This is a genomic window from Affinundibacterium seohonense (assembly GCF_014284305.1).
In the GTDB taxonomy this organism is placed as follows: domain Bacteria; phylum Pseudomonadota; class Gammaproteobacteria; order Burkholderiales; family Burkholderiaceae_D; genus Undibacterium; species Undibacterium seohonense.
On record NZ_JACOFW010000012.1, the window covers coordinates 81,192 to 102,827 of the forward strand.

Consider the following 21,636-nt stretch of genomic DNA (forward strand, 5'->3'; position numbering starts at 1 on the left):
ACCTGGTCACTTTTGAAAATCAAAAATAACCAAACAATCGTTACCCCTCTGTCCTGGTACCTGAGAGATTCCGAGATTCGTCATTTAACGATTCTCGTCGCACCTTCGGTGGGTAGTTCAGCGCAAGCTTTCTCTGCACTGCTACCGCTCTCCAGAGTAGGGGAGTTTTCACACAACCCCGCTGATCGGTCCTTTTGCCTGAGAGTTTGTTGGGTATTAGCCCCTTCGGCGGCGGTGCACTCTGTGAGTCACGGCTCTCTCCCGATCAAGTGCCGCGATTATAACCCGAAACATCTGGGTGATTTCTTATCGCAGCACTTTTTTTACATTTTATTGCGTACTAAAGTGTCAATTGTCTTATGCAAAGAAGGACGCAAAAGTAACTTATTTAAATTAACTTAAAATAACAAACTACTCCTGTACTCGCTCCGGCTTTCCTGTTGCACTTTCGGCTGTATGATTCGCGGCAGCACTACCAACAGCCAAAATTGGCTGACGCGGCGGTTCACCCCACATACCTTTTCCGCGAGCATAGTAGGCATGCAAATAACCCCAATATACCAATCCATCAGCACTGCGCGGATCGAGCAGATAAAATCCCAAACGACCTAGTGGCTGATTCAACGGGACATAAAGCGCTTTATCTAATGTCTCTTTGGTCCAAGCATAGCCGGCACGTTTTTCTGGAGCTTGTTCTTTCCACTGCCCTTTAATTTGTGCGGTAAAAATCCCTTGGAAAGTATCTTTCGCAATATTCTTCTCAGTTTCATGGAAGTACATCAACGCCTCGTTCTTAGGACGTGCTGACCCCGGCAATACTTTCAAGCCATGCGCTTGTAAAATCGGGCGCAGTTTATCAGCATAAGCTGGGTCAATCAGATAACCCTGCGGTACGCGAATTTCATCGACCGCTTTAAAAGCAACATAAGCAGGCAAATCCATCTTCGTACGTGATTTCTCACCCACAATTTGACCGTTAGCATCTTTAATCGGATCAACCACGTCAAAACTATAGGTTTCCGCCAGAGTCATTTCCGTGCGCAATGGCAAGCGAGCATCATTGTTTTTCCATTGATCTGCCCAACGTGATTTCGCTGCGACTTGCTCCCTCTTCACTTGATCTTTATTCGCCGCCAACCAACGCAATAACTCCACTACATACAAACGATTATCTTCGATTCTTTCCTTAAAGCCTCGATACACATAAGACTCCACCAAAATGCCTAGTGCGTATTGCAAAGTCGGATAGTTACTGACTAGGTTGGGCGAGGAAAATGCTGACTCCCATCCCACAATTTTTTTATCCTTATCAAAGCGAAAATTCCCGTAGTCATAAGTTGGCATTCCACGCGTCAACATTGTAGAGCGCACATCTGTCAGCATTTTGCGATTTAAGGCTTGCAATGGTGCATCGCCACCAGTTGCCCATGCAGGTTCATAGGTAATATGAAAGCCATGATAGCTACCATTGGTGGTATGCAAATCAAACACCGCCGCTGGTTGAAAGTCTTGATACATCGCCAGCATCCAACGAGTATTAGCTGCAGCAGCCTTCATCATGTCGCGGTTCAAATCAATTCCAAATGCATTTTCACGTGGCCCAACACCATGGTCTGGATTCGGTTGATGGCGGCGATTGAGAGGATCCTGTGCATCAGCCCCATCCGCATTGTAGGTCGGCAAAGTAACGATTTCGATTGCTTGACGTATCTCTGGATATTTACCTTGCATCAATTCGCGCAAGATAATTTGCATCGCATCTTTACCTTCAACTTCACCAGCATGGATACCAGCATTGATATACACGCGCAATGGATCTTTACCGGTTGCTGCCAAGCGCCAAGCATTTAAAGGCTGTCCAGTCTCGGTGCCGCGCGGTGCATTTTTCGGCTGATACGTCGTCAGGGATTTATCCTTCTTTTGCAATGCCGCCATAAACTGAGCGACATCGGCAACCGTGCTAGTGCTCTGATAATTATTTTGTTCAAAACGCGCCTGTGGCCAGTTATCTGTCTTTGCTTGAGAAGATTTTTGCGCAAAACTAGTCGCAGAAAGACCGCCTAAACAAGCGATTACACTGAGAGTTAAGATGGATTTATTCATGGTTTTGATTTTTTATATTTTGAAAATGAGATAGAACGTCAAATAGCGAAAAAAGTTTCGGTGACCAATAAAAAAACGACCTGAGTAAATCATCACTCAAGTCGTTTTATCAAAAACTAGGAAGGGCTCCGTAAATTATTGAGCGGATTGACGCTGTTTCCAAGCATTCAGATATTTTGATGCCTTAGGGTTTTTCTCATCCCATTTTGGGATTGTTTTGCTATTAGCTATCTGTTCAACCGCAACAGCAACCGCACGATTGACCTTAGCCATATTGTGATAGTCAATCTTGTGGGCTTCGTCACCAGGGGCATGATAGTCGGGGAATCCATACGCAACGCTAATCGTATGCGCCGGAATACCTTGATCTGCGAGTGCTTGATTATCGCTGGCACCAAAGTATTTATCGCTATTGACAGGATGTTTCCACACGTTGATACCGGTCTTATCACCGGCCTGCTTGATAATGGCACCGACATCAGAAAAATCAAATCCTGTTACACCAACAGAAGCAACTTGTGGGCCTTCGGAATCATCCGTACGACCTACTTGTTCAATATTGATGCCAGCAATCGTTTTTTCGATAGGGAAAATAGGATTTTTCCCATAATAGCGAGAACCGACCAAGCCTTTCTCTTCACCAAAGAAAGTCATAAAAACGATACTGCGTTTTGGACGTTCTTTCATGCCAGCAAAAGCTTTGGCTAACTCAATAACAGATACCGTTCCACTTGCATCATCATTCGCACCATTGAAAATCTTATCGCCCGCTAGACTCTCCTTGATGCCGACGTGATCGTAATGCGCTGTCACCAACACATAACTATCACGCAACACAGGATCTGAACCGCGCAGAACACCGATTACATTTCGAACGATAGTCGGAGTTGTTGGCTCTGCCTCAGCAGGAGGAACTGGCGCCCCCGGACGACGACGAATTTCCTTCTTCAAAATATTCCAATCAGCCGTTTGAAAATAGCCATCATTTCCCGCTGGTTCTAAGCCAATTGCACGAAACTGCGCTGCGATGTATTCCGCAGCCAAATCTAGGCCGCGCGAAGGTGTATCACGTCCTTCTAATAAATCTGAGGCCAAAAAAGTCAAATGTCCGCGCATAGACTCTGCAGATATACGGTCGACGGTGGCTTGCATGGTTGCCGGCAACATCGGTACTTGTTTTGCACCAGCCGTACTATTAGTTTGCGCAAAGACGGTACCCGAAAGGATTAAACATTGGGAAACCAAAGCTGCGGAGCAAAGCGCCTTTACATTCATCATCACCTTTTTATTCATTTTTTCCACTCTTTTTGGTAAGTGCGTATTGCCAAACGCTGGCAACACTTCACAATTTAATTTTTATCGGTTTTACAGCATCTCAATCAGAACAACTAACGCTAAATAAGTTCCGTCAAATTTCTCCGAAGTCCAAGATTTTGTTCACGACACCCAAGATCAATCAAATTAGGCGCGACGCACGTCTTGAACACCGCTAACCTCACGGATCACTGTCATCGCTTTCTGCAATTGACTAGTACCATTGATCTCGGCGGTAAAAGACATCTTTGCCTGCCCTTTCGCACTTTGCGTATTTACCCCGATGACATTAATTTTCTCACGTGAAAAAACCTCTGAAATGTCACGTAGCAAACCTTGTCGGTCTTGCGCCAATACAAAAATATCGACCGGATAAACGGTGTCTTTGCCACCATCACCCCAGGTCGTTTGTATCACACGCTCAGGCGCTTTATTGCGCATCTCGCCAAAGTTTTTGCAGGTAAGACGGTGTATAGAGACCCCCTTCCCACGCGTGACAAAACCAACGATGTCATCAGGTGGTGCAGGTTTACAACAGCGTGCTAACTGCGTCATTAATCCTTCTGTGCCGACGACCAACACCCCAGATTTCGCACCGTGCTCGACGCTCGTTGCGCGGATCTTATTCGAGATCACAAACTCCGGGCTCTGTTCCGGTTCTGGATCATCCCGCAAAGCAGTCTCGACTTGACGCAAGCTAAACTCTTCTTTGCCGACCGCTAAAAATAAATCATCGAGGCTGGCGAAACTCAGCTTACGCGCCAACTCTTCTAAATTAACAGAAGTTTTACCCTCGCGCTGCAAAGTTTTTTCTATCATGCCGCGACCTGTGGAAAGCGTAATTTCTTGGTCAATCGCGTTAAACCATGCGCGGATTTTGCTACGGGTGCGAGTGCCAACCGTGTACTCGGGCGTCAACCAATCGCGCGAAGGCCCAGTCTGAATCGAACCAATTTTGAGGGTAATGATTTCAACCGTCTGGCCATTTTTCAACTTCGTATTCAACGGCACCATCACACCATCGACACGCGCGCCACGACAGCGGTGACCAACATCCGTATGCAGCTGATAAGCAAAATCAACTGGTGTTGCACCAGTCGGCAATTCGATCACACGCGCTTGCGGTGTCAGTACGTAAATGCGGTCATCTAAGGTCGCCGCTTTGACTTTTTCTACCCACTCACGCTGCAATTGCTCTTGATCGACCACCACATCCGACACTTCATTTTTCCATGCAAGCAATTGGCGCAACCAAGCAATTTTCTCATCATATTCTTGCGCTGAAAAATTCGAGCCGCCAGTTTCTTTATAGCGCCAATGCGCTGCCACACCGAACTCAGAAAATTGATGCATTTCCTTGGTGCGAATTTGCACTTCTAATGGACGGCCATCATCGACTACCACCACAGTATGTAAGGATTTATAGCCATTCGGTTTAGGGCGAGAAATGTAGTCGTCAAACTCTTTCGGGATAGGCGTCCACAAATTATTCAGAATGCCCAACACCGTATAACAATCTTTGATATCGTCAACAATGACGCGAAAAGCCCGCACGTCATAAAGTTCATCAAAGTCGACCTTCTTGCCCTTCATTTTTTTCCAAATACTGTAGATGTGTTTAGGGCGGCCACTCACTTCAGCCTTCACATCCACAGATTTCAATTCATGCTCTAATCGCGCGATAGCAGAAACCACGAAACTCTCACGTTCGACACGCTTTTCTTCCAGCATTTTGGCGATGCGTTTGTATTGTTCTGGCTCTAAAAAACGGAACGACAAATCTTCTAGTTCCCACTTCAACTGCCACACACCCAAACGATTTGCCAAAGGCGCATACAAGTCCATGGTCTCACTGGCATATTGTTGCACCGCGCCGTCATCGCGCTTGCATTCAGCGAAATACCGTAGAGTCGTGACGCGAGACGCCAAGCGTACCAGCACGACTCGCATGTCGTTCGCCATCGCCAACACCATTTTGCGCAGCACTTCCATTTGTGAAGCGGTGCGTTCGGCTTCATCTTTTCCACGCCCAACGTCATGCTGGGTCAAAGTCGCTTCACGTAGGCGCATTAGACGTCGGACACCAGCGACCAACTCTGCAATTTCTTTACCAAATTTTGCTTCAATTTTTTCTGCAGCCAGCGGATTCATCTCCGACAACTCAAACAATATCCCCGCGATGCGGGTATCGGCATCCGTTCTCAGCATTGCTAAGGTAGATGCAACACCAATCGCAAATTGCAAGGCATTTTGTTCCGTGACGATATTTCTATCTTCAAAAAAAGGCGTGACGAATTCCAGTGCTTGCGCAATGCGCGCAGCATCAGCGGGTGACAAACCCTCGACTAATTGTGCTTCCGAAAGTGTGGCGGAGAGTGAGACCATATTAATTCGATGTTATTTCTGTGCTGCAGTAACGACGATTTCAACTAACCATTCTGGATTGGCCAGTGCTGCTTGAACAGTCGCACGCGGTGGCGTATTACCAGCAGGAACCCAAGCATCCCATGCCTGATTCATACCAGCCATATTGGCCATGTCGGTGATAAAAATCTGACACATTAAGATGCGTGATTTGTCGCTACCGGCTTCTTCTAGCAGACGATCTATTTGCGCCAAGACATTATTGGTTTGTCCGACGATGTCTTGACTCGTATCTTCTGGAACCTGCCCAGCGAGATAAACTGTCTTGTTGAAAATGGCAAACTCGGACAAACGTGGTCCAACATGAAAACGTTGCATAGCAATCTAACTCCAAAAGAAACAACTTAGTAAATCAACTTAATAGATCAACCTAGTACATCAACTCAGTACATCAACTCAGTACATCAACTCAGTACATCAACTCAGTACATCAACTCAGTACATCAACTCAGTACATCAACTCAGTACATCAACTCAGTACATCAACTCAATAAAAAATCTTTTGCAATCGCAATTTGATCTGGCTGCACAAACGTGGGCGCATGTCCAACACCAGCGATTTCAACAAGTTGGGCACGAGGTCCACGACTTTGCATTTGCTGTGCGGTCTCAGGACTGAGCAGATCAGATTCACTGCCACGCACCAACAATGTTTCACAGCGAATCGCATCATAAGCCGCCCACAACATTTTCTCTCCGAAGGCAGCAGTTTCCAAGGTAGTTGCTTGCACTGGAATGGCCAAACTCAAATCATAATGACGCACCCATTTTCCATCCGCATTTTGTTTCAATACATCGCGTGCCAATTTATCCCATTGCGCCTCAGAATGTGGCCCAAAGGAATTCGACACTTCACGAATAAACTGAGCACCTTCTGCGAAGGTATCAAAACGAACATCTTGCCCGATCAACTCACCAATCCGTTTTAATCCGTCAAAATTCAAGCTCGGACCAACGTCATTTAAGATCAATTTGCGGATGGGATTTTTTTCCATCGATGCCAAAATCAAACCGATTAGTCCGCCCATCGATGTACCAAACCAATCTACCGTTTGTGGATTTAGACGGGCCAGCAATGTCACCATATCGCTCACATACTGCGGTATTTGATAAAGCTGGGGATTTGGTAAAGATTCGGATTGACCGCGTCCGACGACATCTGGGCAAATCACGCGATATTCATTCTGCAAAGCAGCCGCTAAAGCATCAAAATCATCCGCCACGCGGGTAATGCCGTGCACGCAAATGAGCACCTTAGGATTTTTCGGATCGCCCCATTCTTTATACGACATTCGATGAAGACCAGCAGGAGAAATGCACTGCACGGATTGACGATTAACAATCATAAAAAATTCTTTGTCGGATTGAGAAAGTAAGCTGCCATTTTACCGAGGGTTTAGCATAAAATCCTTGTGAACTTCTTTTTTTGCTCACTATTTTTGAAATTTCTATAGGAAACAGCATGCAATCTCGATCACTTGTCGGAAAAACTGCCTTAGTCACAGGATCTACTTCTGGAATTGGCTTGGGAATCGCCCGTTCACTCGCTGCCGAAGGTGCGAACGTATGCTTGAATGGATTCGGTGACGCGCAAGAGATTGCGAATTTACGCACAGCCATTGAGCAAGAATTTCAGGTCAAAACCAGCTATTCCGGCGCAGATATGACCCAAGCGAATCAAATCGCCGACATGATGACGCAAGCACAAAGCGATTTTGGCGGGGTTGATATTCTCGTCAATAATGCAGGCATCCAACATGTGGCAGCGATTGAAGATTTTCCAGTTGAAAAATGGGACGCGATCATCGCGATCAATTTAACATCCGCCTTCCACACAACCCGTCTGGCTTTACCGTCGATGCGTGCGAAAAATTGGGGGAGAATTATCAACGTCGCTTCTGTACATGGCTTGGTCGCCTCCGCGCAAAAATCCGCCTATGTCGCCGCTAAACATGGTTTGGTTGGCTTCACTAAAACGACCGCCTTAGAAACCGCTGACAGCGCAATCACTTGCAATGCGATCTGTCCAGGTTTTGTATTAACCCCACTGGTGCAGAAACAAGTCGATGCCCGCGCGGAACGCGATAGCATCAGCAATGATGAAGCAAAAAAATCCCTACTCTCAGAAAAGCAACCATCAGGTGAATTTGTCACGCCTGAACAGTTGGGTGCTTTAGCGGTATTTTTCTGCAGTGATGCAGCCACCCAAATTCGCGGCGTTGCTTGGAACATGGATGGTGGCTGGGTTGCGCAATAACCCAGAACTTATCGAAAGAATTTAAACAAAAAAAATAGCCTGAGACAGAATTGTCTCAGGCTATTTTTTGTACGCGACAAACAGAGAAAACTAAGTTCGTTAATTACACAGCACTCATATCAATTGCAGCTTCGGTCTTCGCCTGAATTTCTTCCTTCGTCACACCAGGTGCCAATTCAACCAGCTTTAAACCTGTCGCAGTAATGTCGATCACGCCTAAATCCGTGATGATGCGATCGACTACACCGACACCGGTCAATGGCAAATTACAGGCTTTCAAAATCTTGTGCGCATCGCCTTTAGCCACATGTTCCATCAAGACCACAACGCGACCAACACCAGCGACCAAATCCATTGCGCCGCCCATGCCTTTGACCATTTTTCCTGGGATCATCCAGTTCGCGAGATCGCCTCTTTCGGATACTTGCATCGCGCCCAAAATCGCCACATTGATTTTACCGCCGCGTATCATCGCGAAGGAATCAGCGGAGCTAAAAATCGAGGAGCCTGCCAATGTTGTGACCGTTTGTTTTCCGGCATTAATCAAATCAGGATCCACTTGATCTTCTGTTGGGAACGGGCCGATACCAAGCAAACCATTTTCGGACTGCAACCACACTTCCATGTGACTAGGTACATGATTTGCCACCAAGGTCGGCAAACCAATTCCCAAGTTCACGTAAAAACCATCTTGTAATTCTTGCGCTGCACGTGCAGCCATTTCGTCACGATTCCATGCCATGATGATGTCCTCTTTCTTATTCTGTGATTAGCTAGGCGTTACAGTGCGTTGTTCAATGCGTTTTTCTGGATTCGCGTTGACAACGATACGATGAACGTAGATGCCAGGTGTGTGAACTTCATCCGGATCGATCTCGCCAATTTCGACTAAATGCTCGACTTCAACAATCGTAATCTTGCCCGCCATGGCAACGTTGGGATTGAAGTTACGCGCCGTTTTGCGGTAAACCAAATTACCTGCCTTGTCAGCTTTATACGCTTTCACCAAGGACACGTCAGCGACCAAAGCACGTTCCATTACATATTGTTCGCCATCGAACTCACGCACTTCTTTACCTTCGGCGACAATAGTACCGACACCCGTCTTCGTGAAAAATGCTGGGATGCCAGCACCGCCCGCACGCAATTTTTCAGCTAAAGTACCTTGTGGCGTAAATTCCAATTGCAATTCACCTGCCAGATATTGACGTTCAAATTCTTTGTTTTCACCAACGTAAGAAGAAATCATTTTGGTGATTTGACGAGTCGTCAACAATTGACCCAAACCAAAACCATCGACACCCGCATTATTGGAGATCGCCGTCAGATTTTTCTTGCCACTGTCGCGCAAAGCACCGATCAGCGCTTCTGGAATTCCACACAAACCAAAACCACCAACCGCAATGGTTTGACCATCTTTGACTATATCAGCCAGTGCCGTTGCAGCATCAGGATAAAGCTTATTCATACGTCTCCCTTTTCTAGGTGTACAAAAAAAATCAAGCATAGAGTGCTATGCGGGACAATGCAATACCGTAGAACTACTATCTGATAATTGCACAATCAATATGCAGCAAGGCATCAACCTGTTTGCTAACTCTCGCCAGAATAGTCGCTTCGTTGTATTCTATGCAGCTCATAAATCGTATCCAGCCATTTCTTTCCAATCCATCTATGTCCACTGCCCCGCCCATCGACTTTGCGAGTATTTTTGAGTTGGCCCCCATCGGCATGTGTGTCTCACAAAATCGTCGCATTACCGCTTGCAATCAAGCTTTGGCGGCGATGTTTGGCTATCTTCAAGATGATCTTATTGGACAGTCATTTTTGATCTTGTATCCTAGCTCGGATGAATTTGAACGGACCGGCGCGCGCATCGTGCCTATCATCAATGCAACCGGCACGTATTCGGATGAGCGCATTATGAAACGCGCCAATCATGAACTATTTTGGTGCCACGTAACCGGACGTTCATTGCATCCCAACGACGCGCATGCGGCGGGCATCTGGACTTTTGACGACTTGAGTGCCAAGCGTAAAGTTTCACAGGAATTATCGACCAGAGAGCGTGAGATTGCGGCGTTACTAGCCGATGGTCAAACCAGCAAACTAATCGCGCGCAATTTGAATTTAAGCCCACGCACAGTGGAAATGCACAGATCTAAATTGATGAAAAAACTTAATGCCACCACATCCAGCGAGCTAATTAACAAACTCTTACGAATTGGCTAATTTCCAAAGACAAAAAAAATACCCAGACCTCGCAGTGTGGGTATTTTTTGTTTCAGATAAGTGGAAGCCTACGACGCACTCAATCCATCATCAGCAGACATGATCGCACCATTAATGAAGCGAGATTCCTCTGCCGCCAGTAGCAACAACAAACCGTCTAGATCCTCTGGAGTACCAACGCGCTTACGCGGCAACATGTCAATTAGCTTTTTGCCTTGTTCAGTTCTGAAATGATCTTCGTTGATCTCTGTTTCGATGTAGCCCGGGCAAATCGCGTTCACATTGATACCGAACTTACCCCATTCAACCGCCATCGCTTTCGTCATCTGCACCACGGCCGCTTTACTCATGCAATAGATACCTAATTGCGGTATCACGCGCAAACCGGCTACCGATGCAATATTGATGATGCGATGTTGTTTCTTGTGGTCGCCTTTGTAGCGAGCAATCATGCGTTTCGCCGTCTCTTGCGCAACAAAAAATGAACCGCGTTGATTGGTATCCATCACAAAAGAATAATCTTCTGGTGTCACATCGACTAATTTCTGTTGTGTTGAAACACCAGAATTATTAATCAAAATATCAATTGGACCAGCCTCAGTTTCTGCATGCGCAATCGCTGATTTAATACTCGCATAATCGGTCACATCCAAAGCCACCACATGCGCAGCACCGCCTTCTGCTTCAATTTCAGCACGCAACTCTTTCAAGCGATCTATCCGTCTTGAGGCCAACACGACCTGTGCGCCCGCCATCGCCAACACTTTTGCAAAACGTGCGCCCAATCCACTTGAGGCGCCAGTTATCAAGGCCACTTTACCTTCGAAATTTACTTCAATTCCCATTGTCATCTCCAACTAAAAATCGGTTCACTCTTTGTTCGCTTCATCCACTTTTCGGGCTAATCTGCTCAACAACTGATGTCACAAGTTGGATCGAATCATACTCGCAATCAACAAGCTGATGGTGATTTGCCACAATCGCGGTCAGATAATAATCAAGCTTTTGTTAGAAAAACCGCCATTTCGGGACACAAATCGCAGTTTCATCAGCGGTGGAATGCAGGCATGATCTAGAAAATCTGGGATAATTCCGCTCTTGATGTCAATTCAAATTACAACAACAAACTAGCATTAGAAATCCACCACTAGTCGATCACCTTGCACATTTGCGTGAGTCCCCATAAGATCGTGCATCAACTTTAGCTAGCGAAGCAATCCATTTAGAAAGCCCTGACAATTATGACTACCTCACAAAAATTATTAGAAGAATACGGTCCTCGCGATGCCATGGAATATGATGTTGTGATCGTCGGCGGCGGCCCCGCTGGCTTATCTGCGGCAATCAAGCTCAAACAATTAGCGGCAGAAAGTGGCAAAGAAGTTTCTGTCGTGGTCTTGGAAAAAGGTGGCGAGCCCGGTGCGCATATTTTGTCTGGCGCGATTATGGATCCAATTGCTTTGACCGAACTTTTCCCAAATTGGAAAGAACTCGGCGCACCACTCAATACGCCAGTCACAGAAGATCGTATCTATGTTTTAACGGAAAATAGCGCATTCAAAACACCGAATTGGTTAGTGCCAAAATGCTTTCATAATGAAGGCAACTATATCGTTTCCTTAGCTAACGTCACACGTTGGCTAGCGCAACAAGCCGAAGCACTGGGCGTAGAAGTCTTCCCGGGCTTCGCCGCTGCGGAAGTTCTGTTCAATGAGGATGGCTCTGTCAAGGGTGTGGCAACTGGCAATATGGGCGTGAACCGTGAGGGTGAAGCCTCTCCATCATTCCAGATCGGCATGGAGTTGCATGCGAAATACACTTTGTTTGCAGAAGGCGCACGTGGTCATCTGGGCAAACAAATGATTGCAAAATACGAGCTGGATAAAGGTAAAGATCCGCAGTCTTACGGTATCGGCATTAAAGAATTATGGGAGATCGATCCATCCAAACATCAGGAAGGCTTAGTCGTGCATACGACAGGCTGGCCGATGATGAGTGAATACGCGGGTTCTTTTCTGTATCACTTGGAGAACAATCAAGTCGCGGTTGGCTATGTGGTCGGTCTCGCTTACGAAAATCCTTACATCTCACCATTTGAAGAATTCCAACGCTTCAAAACGCATCCAACGATTCGTGGTTTCTTCGAAGGTGCCAAGCGCATTTCTTATGGCGCACGTGCAATCACTGCAGGCGGTTTGCAATCGCTGCCTAAACTCACTTTCCCTGGCGGCGCATTAATCGGTTGCGATGCTGGTTTCTTGAACATGAGCCGAATCAAAGGTAGTCATGCTGCGATCAAAACCGGCATGTTAGCAGCAACTGCTGCTTTTGAAGCCTTGGGTGCAGAACGTCAACATGATGAGTTGACAGCCTATACAAGCGCATTTGAAGCATCGTGGTTACATGAAGAATTGCACGTCGCACGTAACGTCAAGAATTTACTGAAAAAAGGCGCTTACGGTTCGCCATTGGTCTGGTTGGATCAAGTGTTATTGCGTGGTAAGGCACCATGGACTTTGCGCCACTCCACGCCAGATCATGCTTGCCTGCGCCCGGCTTCTGAGTTCACACCGATCAACTATCCTAAGCCAGATGGCAAGTTGACGTTTGATCGCTTGTCTTCCGTATTTATCTCCAACACTAATCACGCCGAAGATCAGCCTATTCATCTGACTTTGAAAGATGCCAGCGTGCCGGTCAACATCAACCTAGCGAAATATGCTGGACCAGAAAGCCGTTACTGCCCTGCTGGTGTGTATGAATATGTAAAAACCGATGAAGGTGCAGATCGTCTACAAATTAATTCTCAGAATTGTGTGCACTGTAAAACTTGCGATATTAAGGATCCGACGCAAAATATCGTGTGGGTCACGCCAGAAGGTGGCGGTGGTCCGAATTATCCTAGTATGTGATTTGTTGTTGAGTGACTTTATGTAGATCTCGACTCATTGAAGTAACTTAAAAACCGCTATTTTTTAGCGGTTTTTTTGCTTTTTAATGTGCATATTTCTTCACGTCTTTCCAAAGTTTTAAGAAACAGTCTATAAAGCAAAAACAAACATGCCAACATAGTCAAAAAAATCTAGTTGTAGATAATACAATGTGATATTGTTAAAAATTGCATCACTTTCTTGAAACGATTTTTTATGCCTGTCTTTTACTCCGCCTCCCTACACCACCAGATTTTAGCGTGCTCAATATTGAGCTATGTATGCAGTGCCCATGTGGTACATGCACAAGAAAATCTCGCGAACAAACCACCAGCAAAATCTGAACAAGAACAAAGGGTAGAGATCACGGCCAAGCAGTATGATGCGCGGCGCGAGGACACTGCCACAAAAATCGTGGTGACGGAAGAAGAAATTAAGCAATATGGTGAATCCAATATCGCGGAGATTCTCAAACGGCAATCAGGCATTACCGTCAGCGGTAGTGAGATTCGTATGCGAGGTCTAGCCAATGGATACACGCAGATTCTTATTGATGGCGAGCCGCTGCCAAGAGGCATGAGCATCGATACGATCAATGTTAATCAGATTAAACGCATAGAAATCCTACGTTCTGGCACGGCGGATATGAGCACAAGTGCCATCGCCGGCACCATTAATATCGTGATGAAGAAGATAGAGACGACAAGCCGCGATTTAATGATGAGTCTAAATCGATCTCCGACCGATTCATTAAGGAATATCAATTTTATTCAATCGGATAAGAGCGACCAATTTTCCTACGGCATTAGTGTTCGCATTTTGGGAGGTACTTTCTCGGCGGCCAAAGAAAGAGAGTTGAATGAATGGGATGACTCAAAAACACAAGCTTCAACACAACACGCACGATTGCAAACAAAAACATCATACCCAGGACTCATTATCGATCCGCGTTTTACATGGGTATTAGGCAATGGCGATATCCTGACTTTAAAGAATAACGTGTTTTATCAAAAAGTATCGAGAAGTGATTTCACCGAGTGGGCATTTTGTAATGAAAAGACAAGGACACATGACGATAGAAAAGCACTGGGTTCTCAGCTCAATTGGGAGCGTCGTTTAGCCAATGAATTTGGCAATGAGTCTATACTCAAATTCAATCTTGGTTTTAATCATTTCAGTCTTGGAATAGCAGGTTCAGATCAAACTTTGAATACCAATTCCACATTACCCCTAACACGACAAACACAAATTAATGAAACGCATCAGGATTGGAAATCAACAGGAAGTTACGTGACTTCGCTCGCCAAAACACACATTATTAAAAGTGGATGGGATAGTGCTTTCAGCGCTTCTGACAGTCGTAGAAACCAAAAGAATGATCAAACTGCGATACAAGCTAAGGACTTGAACGATAAGAGCCAAGTGCAAATTCAGCGCGCAGCATTTTATGTACAAGATGAATGGCAAACTACGCCGACTTGGTCAAACTATCTGGGCGTGCGTTGGGAAATGTTTCAGACCAAAGGATCGGGCGATAATTTTAGCCAGTTTAAAAATAACACTAGTGTATTAAGTCCAATATTGCAGAGCTTGTGGAAGCTGCCAGATAGTAAGGGAAATCAAGTCAGGCTGGCAATTGCTCGCAGCTTTAAAAATCCGGATGCGGCAGACTTAATTCCGACGAATTTTACAGGCTTAAACAATCAGTCTGCATTTCCAGAAAGAAGTGGCAATCCATTTTTAAAACCAGAAATAGCCTTAGGTCTTGATGCGGGGTTTGAACATTTTGGTGATAATGGTGTGAAATACAGTGTGACTTCCTATCTTAAAAAGATTGAAAACGTCATCCGCCGGGAGATTAGTGAGATCAATCAACGCTGGGTTGATATGCCCGTCAATGATGGTGATGCACAAGCGCATGGCATCGAACTCGACACCAAATTTCCCTTATCAGTGTTATTCGAAGGTGGCAAAAATATTGAATTCAGAGCGAATGCCGCCCGCAATTGGTCGTCTGTTGATAATGTCCCTGCACCCAATAATCGGTTTGCGCAGCAAGCACGTTTATCTGCCAACACTGGGATAGATTACAAAGCGAATGATAGTTGGTCAGGTGGCGCGTCCTATACCTTCACAAGCGGCGGTCGATTTCAATTATCCCGAAAAAACAGTCGCTACAGTAGTGTGAGTCGCCGTTTGGATGCATTTGTGAAGTGGAAATGGAACAAGGAGACCACAATGCGATTTGTTGTGAGAAATTTGCTAGCGCAAGACAACCTCAGTATCCAACAATATGTCAGCAGTAAGCTCAAAACCACGAATCAGGAATTTTCCCCTTCGTTCAGGCAATTTGGGGTCACGATAGAAATGAAATTGTGATGAGGTAGTTCACACTGACCATTCTTGCTTAAGAATTTTATCTAACCAAAATGCACCGATGACGGTTTTCACATCGGTGATTTTTCCTGATTTGACCCATTCCAAGACTTCGGATACTGGCGCAGTGAAGGTTTCTAGAAACTCTTCTTCATCGAGTTTTGCCTCACCTACAATCAAGCCACGTGCCAGATAAATATCCAAATGTTCATCTGCATAGGCAATCGCATTATGGATAGTGCAGAGGAATTGCCAATCAGTGGCGGTGTAGCCTGTCTCTTCCTTGAGCTCACGTTTTGCGCAAACTAAAGAGTCTTCGTTTGGATCAATCTTTCCGGCGGGGAATTCTAGAAAGACTTGATTGAGTGGATAGCGAAACTGGCGTTCCATCAAGACTGTGCCATCTTCAAATAATGGCAGAATCACGACCGCACCAGGATGTTTGATGTATTCACGCGTGACCAGATTCCCATCTGGCAGTCTGACCGTATCTTTTTCTACGTGCAGGAAACTACCTTGATAGACACGTTGGCTATCAACTTTAATTTCGGCTAATTGGGGATTTTGATCTGGAGCGAGATCAAGGATATTCATGTTTGGTATGAATTTTTAGGTAGCGCGTTTGAGAAGATAGCGATAGACGAAACCAGGAAAAGAAAACACAGTGAATAAGCAAACCGTGATCGCGAAAAATTCCCAGCGTTGTTCAAATCGATTACCAACGTTTGCTTCCAGTAAAAAGCCTAAAGCACCAACGCCAAAATACAAGACGATCAATTCGGCTAAGCGCAACCAGACTGTCTTTTCACGACTTAAACGGATTAAGCCGAAGACGCGCTCTGTGACAAACGGCAGGCTAGCGGCAAGAAGTGCCACAATAATCACAAGCCAACTAGATAGTGATGTATTCAAAGCACTTCTCTTTTATATGAGGATGAAAAATTAAGACGCCAAACTACTCTTGATGGCATCGATACAGCTTTGCAATAATGTCCCTGGCATGATGCCCAGAGCTAAAACTGCTAAACCATTTGCACTGAGAACTATTTTCAGGTCCATGTGAGCAACGATCGGTGATGTGTCAACTGGCTCATCGAAGTACATGACTTTAACAATACGCAAGTAGTAGAACGCACCAATCAATGAGAACAGAACCGCCAATACAGCTAACCAAACCTGACCAGCAGCTACTACCGATGACAATACCGACAACTTCGCATAGAAGCCCATTAATGGAGGGATACCTGCCAACGAGAACATCAACAGCAACATGATAAAGGCGAACCATTTACTACGTTTATTCAGGCCTTTGAGATCCGAAATGTTTTCTGCTTCAAATCCAGCACGCGACAACAACAAAATAATGCCGAAGGTACCCAAAGTTGTCATTACATAGGTGATTGCATAGAACATCGACGCGCTATACGCTTCGCCCGCTAGCGTGATGTTGCCATTTGACACGCCTGAGAGGAAGCCGAGGAGCATGAAGCCCATTTGAGAGATCGTGGAATAAGCCAGCATCCGTTTTAAATTGGTCTGTGCGATCGCGGTAATATTACCAATCGCCATCGACATGACCGCCAAGACCATCAGCATTTGCTGCCAATCGACCACTTGCGGAAACAGCCCCTCTACCAATAAGCGGAAGGTGATAGCAAAAGCCGCCAATTTAGGCGCACCACCCAATAACAAGGTAACGACAGTAGGAGAACCTTGATAGACGTCCGGAACCCACATATGGAATGGAACAACACCCAACTTAAACGCGAGTCCTGCAACTAAGAACACGATACCAAAAACTAGGATCGTTTTATTTGCCGTCGCAGACGCGGCAATCTTGGACATTTCATTTAAATTCAAGGTACCTGTTGCGCCGTACAACATCGAAATACCATACAACAAGAAACCAGAAGCCAAAGCACCAAGCACAAAGTACTTCATCGCTGCTTCAGTCGATGCAGTGTGATCGCGACGCAATGCAACCAACGCATACAAAGCCAAAGACATTAATTCCAAACCAAGATAAATAATCAAAAGATTATTACCAGAGATCATCACCATCTGGCCCAACAAAGCGAACAACGCCAGAACATAAAATTCACCACCTAGCAGACCTTTCGTCATGCCACGGTCAGTTGCATACTGGCGGCCATAGATGAAGGTCACACCAACCGCAATGTAACTAAACATTTTCAATAAATTCGACATTGCGTCTGAAACGAACATATTGTTACTCAGATAAACCGAGCCGCTTGTCGTCCCATTCATAGTCAATACACCACAAACACCGAGCGATAACAGACTCAGTGCATAGGTAATATTTCGCTTGTCATCGGCCAGGAACATATCAATCAGCAAAATTGCGCAGATTGACACTAGCAGAAATACTTCTGGATAAAGTGATGGTGGAATCAGGTTCATATTATTGATTTCTAATTTCTAATGACGACTATGGAGCAATTTTAGATGTTGCGACATGCTTCAACAAATCAGCCACGGAGACTTGCATCGCATCTGTGAACGGCGCTGGATAGACACCCATCGCAATGACAGCAATTGCCAAGATACCCAACATGAAGAATTCACGCGTATTTAAGTCGGTCAATTTGGCGACGTGGTCATGCGTAATCGCACCAAAAACGACACGCTTCACCATCCATAAAGAATAAGCTGCACCGAAGATTAAGGCCGTTGCTGCCAACATACCGATCCAGAAATTAAACTTAACCGCACCGATGATGACCATGAATTCACCAACAAAACCTGAAGTCGCTGGCAAGCCGCAATTTGCCATTGAGAACAACACAAACAGTGCCGCAAACTTAGGCATGGTATTGACTACTCCACCGTAATCAGCGATTTCGCGTGAATGCACGCGGTCATACAAAACGCCAATACACAAGAACATCGCAGCGGAAATAAAGCCGTGAGAAATCATTTGCACGATCGCGCCCTGCACCGCTAATTCATTAAACATGAAGAAGCCAAGTGTCACGAAGCCCATATGCGCAATGGAAGAATAAGCAACCAGTTTTTTCATATCTTTCTGGACCAATGCAACCAAACCAATATAAATCACGGCAATCAAAGACAGCGTAATCATCATGCCAGACAAATAGTGGCTAGCATCTGGCGCGATTGGCAATGAGAAACGCAAGAACCCGTATGCACCAAGTTTCAGCATAATCGCCGCCAACACGACTGAGCCACCAGTTGGTGCTTCAACGTGGGCGTCCGGCAGCCACGTATGCACAGGCCACATCGGCACTTTGACAGCAAACGCCATTAAGAAGGCGACGAACAATAAGATTTGCTCATGCAGGCTCAACGGTAATTGATGCCAAGCCAAGATATCGAAAGATTGATTCGATTTAAAGTAGAGATAAATAATCGCTACTAAGGTCAACAAAGAACCAAGCAAGGTATATAGGAAAAACTTAAACGCTGCATAAACCCGATTTGGTCCACCCCAGACACCAACAATGATGTACATGGGAATCAAAGTCGCTTCGAAGAATACGTAGAACAACAAACCATCAGTGGCACAGAAAACACCAATCATGAGGCCGGACAAAATAAGGAACGCGCCCATGTATTGCGCAACGTTTTTTTCGATGACTTCCCATGCTGCGATCACGACAATCACTGTAATGAAAGCCGTCAACGGCACCAACCACATAGAAATACCATCAACACCTAAAGCATAGAAAGCGTGAAAGCGTTCGATCCAATTCATACGTTCTACGAATTGCATGCCATGCGCGGCATTGTCGAAACCTTGAATTACTGGAATTGTCACAGCAAAGCTAAACAGCGAACCAACCAAAGCAATGAGACGAACCAAGCTAGGATTCTTATCACGACCAAAAGCTAATACGAAAACGCCAAATGCGATTGGTAACCAGATCGACAGGCTTAATAATGGAGAGTTTGACAGCATCATGATTATCTTATTATGGTCACTTATTTAACAAATGGGAGAGGCATGAAATAAATCAAGAAGCCTAAAACACCCAAGATCATTACCAGCGCATAGTGATAGATGAAACCAGTCTGGAATAGGCGAATCAATTTAGAAAATAAGCCGACCAGCTTCGCACTACCATTCACCACTAAACCATCGATCAATCCCTTATCACCGATATTCCACAACCCACCACCCAATAAACGTGCACCACCGGCGAACACGACTTCATTGAATTTATCCATGTAGTATTTGTTGTCGAGTAGTGTAAAGACGGCACTAAACTTTTGCTTGATCATGGTTGGAATCGAAGGTTTCACCATGTAGAAATAGTAGGACAATGCCACGCCGGCAACAGCTAACCAGAATGGTGCTGTTTGCAGAGAATGGATAGCCATCGCTTTCCAATCATGGAACTCTGCCTTCAGCTCATTCATTGCATGATGTGAGTGGTGGTCAATAAAAATCACATCTTTAAAAAAGTCACCGTACAACATAGGTTGTATCGTGTACAAGCCAATGAAGACAGATGGAATCGCCAACAATACGAGAGGCACCCAAACCACCGCTGGAGACTCATGCGGTTTTTGTCCTGGTGCTAAGCCATGATGGTGATCATCGTGTCCGTGCGCATCATGTGCATGTCCAAAGTTTTCTTTACCATGGAAGACCAAGAAATACATACGGAAAGAATAGAACGCGGTCACGAATACACCCGCCAACACCGCAAACTTAGCAAAGCCAGCACCTGGCAAATGCGACAGCATAACAGCTTCGATAATCGAATCTTTTGAATAGAAACCTGAGAAAAATGGCGTACCAATCAATGCTAAAGAACCTAACAATGAAGTAAACCAAGTTACTTTCATGTACTTACGCAGACCACCCATATTACGTATGTCTTGATCATGATGCATACCAATAATCACTGAACCGGCCGCTAAGAACAACAAAGCTTTAAAGAAAGCATGCGTCATCAAATGGAATACGGCCACTGAATAAGCAGATGCGCCTAAAGCCACAGTCATATAACCTAATTGAGACAGGGTTGAGTAAGCAACCACGCGCTTAATATCGTTTTGAATAATGCCAAGGAAACCCATGAACAATGCGGTAATAGAACCAATGATCATGATGAAATTCAACGCTGTATCTGACATTTCAAACAAAGGTGACATACGTGCCACCATGAAAATGCCAGCTGTCACCATCGTTGCAGCGTGAATCAAAGCAGAAATCGGGGTTGGGCCTTCCATAGAATCAGGCAACCAAACGTGCAGTGGGAACTGCGCAGATTTACCCATAGCACCGATAAACAAACAGATACAGGCGACAGTAATCAGCATCCAGTCAGTGCCTGGCAACATCAAAGGAGCTAGCTCTGCTTTTTTCGCAAAGACTTCTGCATAATCCATCGAGCCTGCGTAAGCCACTAATAAACCGATACCTAAAATAAAACCAAAGTCACCAACACGATTCACCAAGAAGGCTTTCATGTTTGCATAAATAGCAGTTGGCTTGGTGTACCAGAAACCGATCAACAGATAAGAGACCAGACCGACTGCTTCCCAGCCGAAGAACAACTGCAAGAAGTTATTGCTCATCACAAGCATTAACATCGAGAAAGTAAACAAGGAAATGTAAGCAAAGAAGCGGTTGTAGCCTTCGTCTTCTGCCATATAACCAACAGTGTAGATATGCACCATCAATGACACGAAGGTCACGACGCACATCATCATTGCGGTCAAGCTATCGACGAGGAAACCAACTTCCAGTTTCAAACTACCAACCGTCATCCAATGATACAAAGTGCCATTGTAGCTTGCTCCAGCCATGACATCGGATAAGGTCATACAGGACAACACAAACGCAACCAATACGCCAAGAATAGTCGCCGTGTGCGACACCTTGCGACCAACCACGTTGCCGAAAAACTTGGTGCCTAACAGACCTGCAATCGCAGCGCCAGCAAGTGGCGCTAACGGTACTGCCAGCAATAAATGTGGGTTAAGTTGCCCCGCCATAATGACCCTTTT

At 45.4% G+C, this 21,636-nt stretch carries 17 protein-coding genes and 2 riboswitches; of the genes, 4 read left to right on the plus strand and 13 right to left on the minus strand.

The features are described 5' to 3' along the window. Window positions 1-38 precede the first annotated feature (38 nt). A riboswitch (glycine riboswitch) is annotated at window positions 39-165 on the minus strand. An 11-nt stretch (window positions 166-176) separates the two neighbouring features. Next, a riboswitch (glycine riboswitch) is annotated at window positions 177-274 on the minus strand. Window positions 275-411: 137 nt separating this feature from the next. The 5 genes from H8K52_RS11910 to H8K52_RS11930 all read right to left on the minus strand — a co-directional run bounded on the left by H8K52_RS11910 (window position 412) and on the right by H8K52_RS11930 (window position 7,187). Next, window positions 412-2,103, minus strand: coding sequence for a M14 family zinc carboxypeptidase (locus tag H8K52_RS11910; protein ID WP_186923128.1), 1,692 nt, complete (start codon window positions 2,101-2,103; stop codon window positions 412-414). Between the two features lie 135 nt (window positions 2,104-2,238). Further along, the gene (locus tag H8K52_RS11915; RefSeq protein WP_246464474.1) at window positions 2,239-3,396 is read right to left on the minus strand and encodes a M28 family peptidase; all 1,158 of its coding nucleotides are present in this window, start codon (window positions 3,394-3,396) and stop codon (window positions 2,239-2,241) included. A 168-nt stretch (window positions 3,397-3,564) separates the two neighbouring features. Beyond that, complete coding sequence (locus tag H8K52_RS11920) at window positions 3,565-5,802, minus strand: RelA/SpoT family protein (protein ID WP_186923129.1); 2,238 nt, start codon at window positions 5,800-5,802, stop codon at window positions 3,565-3,567. Window positions 5,803-5,814: 12 nt separating this feature from the next. Continuing rightward, window positions 5,815-6,165 (minus strand): RidA family protein, encoded by a 351-nt coding sequence (locus H8K52_RS11925; protein WP_186923170.1) that lies wholly within the window; start codon window positions 6,163-6,165, stop codon window positions 5,815-5,817. A 158-nt stretch (window positions 6,166-6,323) separates the two neighbouring features. Beyond that, a complete protein-coding gene (locus tag H8K52_RS11930; protein WP_186923130.1) occupies window positions 6,324-7,187 on the minus strand; it encodes an alpha/beta fold hydrolase in 864 nt (287 codons plus the stop codon). 116 nt (window positions 7,188-7,303) lie between these two features. Here H8K52_RS11930 and H8K52_RS11935 point away from each other — a divergent pair, with 116 nt between their 5' ends. Further along, window positions 7,304-8,098, plus strand: a complete 795-nt coding sequence (locus H8K52_RS11935; RefSeq protein WP_186923131.1) for a 3-hydroxybutyrate dehydrogenase — start codon at window positions 7,304-7,306, stop codon at window positions 8,096-8,098. A gap of 103 nt (window positions 8,099-8,201) precedes the next feature. On the opposite strand, the gene H8K52_RS11940 is transcribed toward H8K52_RS11935, so the two are convergent. Together H8K52_RS11940 and H8K52_RS11945 are read right to left on the minus strand one after the other, a co-directional pair. After that, window positions 8,202-8,840, minus strand: a complete 639-nt coding sequence (locus H8K52_RS11940; RefSeq protein ID WP_186923132.1) for a CoA transferase subunit B — start codon at window positions 8,838-8,840, stop codon at window positions 8,202-8,204. Window positions 8,841-8,867: 27 nt separating this feature from the next. Further along, window positions 8,868-9,566: a CoA transferase subunit A gene (locus H8K52_RS11945; protein WP_186923133.1), complete on the minus strand. Its 699-nt coding sequence runs from the start codon at window positions 9,564-9,566 to the stop codon at window positions 8,868-8,870. Between the two features lie 206 nt (window positions 9,567-9,772). On the opposite strand from H8K52_RS11945, the gene H8K52_RS11950 reads away from it, so the two are divergent. Next, a complete protein-coding gene (locus tag H8K52_RS11950; protein WP_186923134.1) occupies window positions 9,773-10,330 on the plus strand; it encodes a LuxR C-terminal-related transcriptional regulator in 558 nt (185 codons plus the stop codon). 68 nt (window positions 10,331-10,398) lie between these two features. Here H8K52_RS11950 and H8K52_RS11955 read toward each other — a convergent pair whose 3' ends face one another. After that, the gene (locus H8K52_RS11955; RefSeq protein ID WP_186923135.1) at window positions 10,399-11,175 is read right to left on the minus strand and encodes an SDR family oxidoreductase; all 777 of its coding nucleotides are present in this window, start codon (window positions 11,173-11,175) and stop codon (window positions 10,399-10,401) included. Between the two features lie 396 nt (window positions 11,176-11,571). Here H8K52_RS11955 and H8K52_RS11960 point away from each other — a divergent pair, with 396 nt between their 5' ends. Both H8K52_RS11960 and H8K52_RS11965 read left to right on the plus strand, forming a co-directional pair. Next, window positions 11,572-13,242 carry an electron transfer flavoprotein-ubiquinone oxidoreductase gene (locus H8K52_RS11960; RefSeq protein WP_186923136.1) on the plus strand — a complete coding sequence of 557 codons (1,671 nt, stop codon included), beginning with the start codon at window positions 11,572-11,574 and terminating at the stop codon, window positions 13,240-13,242. Window positions 13,243-13,476: 234 nt separating this feature from the next. Beyond that, entirely contained in the window at window positions 13,477-15,639 is a 2,163-nt protein-coding gene (locus H8K52_RS11965; protein WP_186923137.1) for a TonB-dependent receptor plug domain-containing protein, read from the plus strand. Window positions 15,640-15,648: 9 nt separating this feature from the next. On the opposite strand, the gene H8K52_RS11970 is transcribed toward H8K52_RS11965, so the two are convergent. From H8K52_RS11970 to nuoL, 5 genes are read right to left on the minus strand one after another with little or no spacing between them, the layout of a single operon-like run. Continuing rightward, the gene (locus H8K52_RS11970; RefSeq protein WP_186923138.1) at window positions 15,649-16,230 is read right to left on the minus strand and encodes an NUDIX domain-containing protein; all 582 of its coding nucleotides are present in this window, start codon (window positions 16,228-16,230) and stop codon (window positions 15,649-15,651) included. Window positions 16,231-16,245: 15 nt separating this feature from the next. Then, complete coding sequence (locus H8K52_RS11975; protein WP_186923139.1) at window positions 16,246-16,548, minus strand: DUF2818 family protein; 303 nt, start codon at window positions 16,546-16,548, stop codon at window positions 16,246-16,248. Between the two features lie 30 nt (window positions 16,549-16,578). Continuing rightward, on the minus strand, window positions 16,579-18,057 hold the full coding sequence (gene nuoN, locus H8K52_RS11980; RefSeq protein ID WP_222613766.1) for an NADH-quinone oxidoreductase subunit NuoN: 1,479 nt from the start codon (window positions 18,055-18,057) through the stop codon (window positions 16,579-16,581). A 28-nt stretch (window positions 18,058-18,085) separates the two neighbouring features. Continuing rightward, a complete protein-coding gene (locus H8K52_RS11985; protein WP_186923140.1) occupies window positions 18,086-19,579 on the minus strand; it encodes an NADH-quinone oxidoreductase subunit M in 1,494 nt (497 codons plus the stop codon). A 20-nt stretch (window positions 19,580-19,599) separates the two neighbouring features. Beyond that, the gene (gene nuoL, locus H8K52_RS11990; RefSeq protein WP_186923141.1) at window positions 19,600-21,624 is read right to left on the minus strand and encodes an NADH-quinone oxidoreductase subunit L; all 2,025 of its coding nucleotides are present in this window, start codon (window positions 21,622-21,624) and stop codon (window positions 19,600-19,602) included. Window positions 21,625-21,636 lie beyond the last annotated feature (12 nt).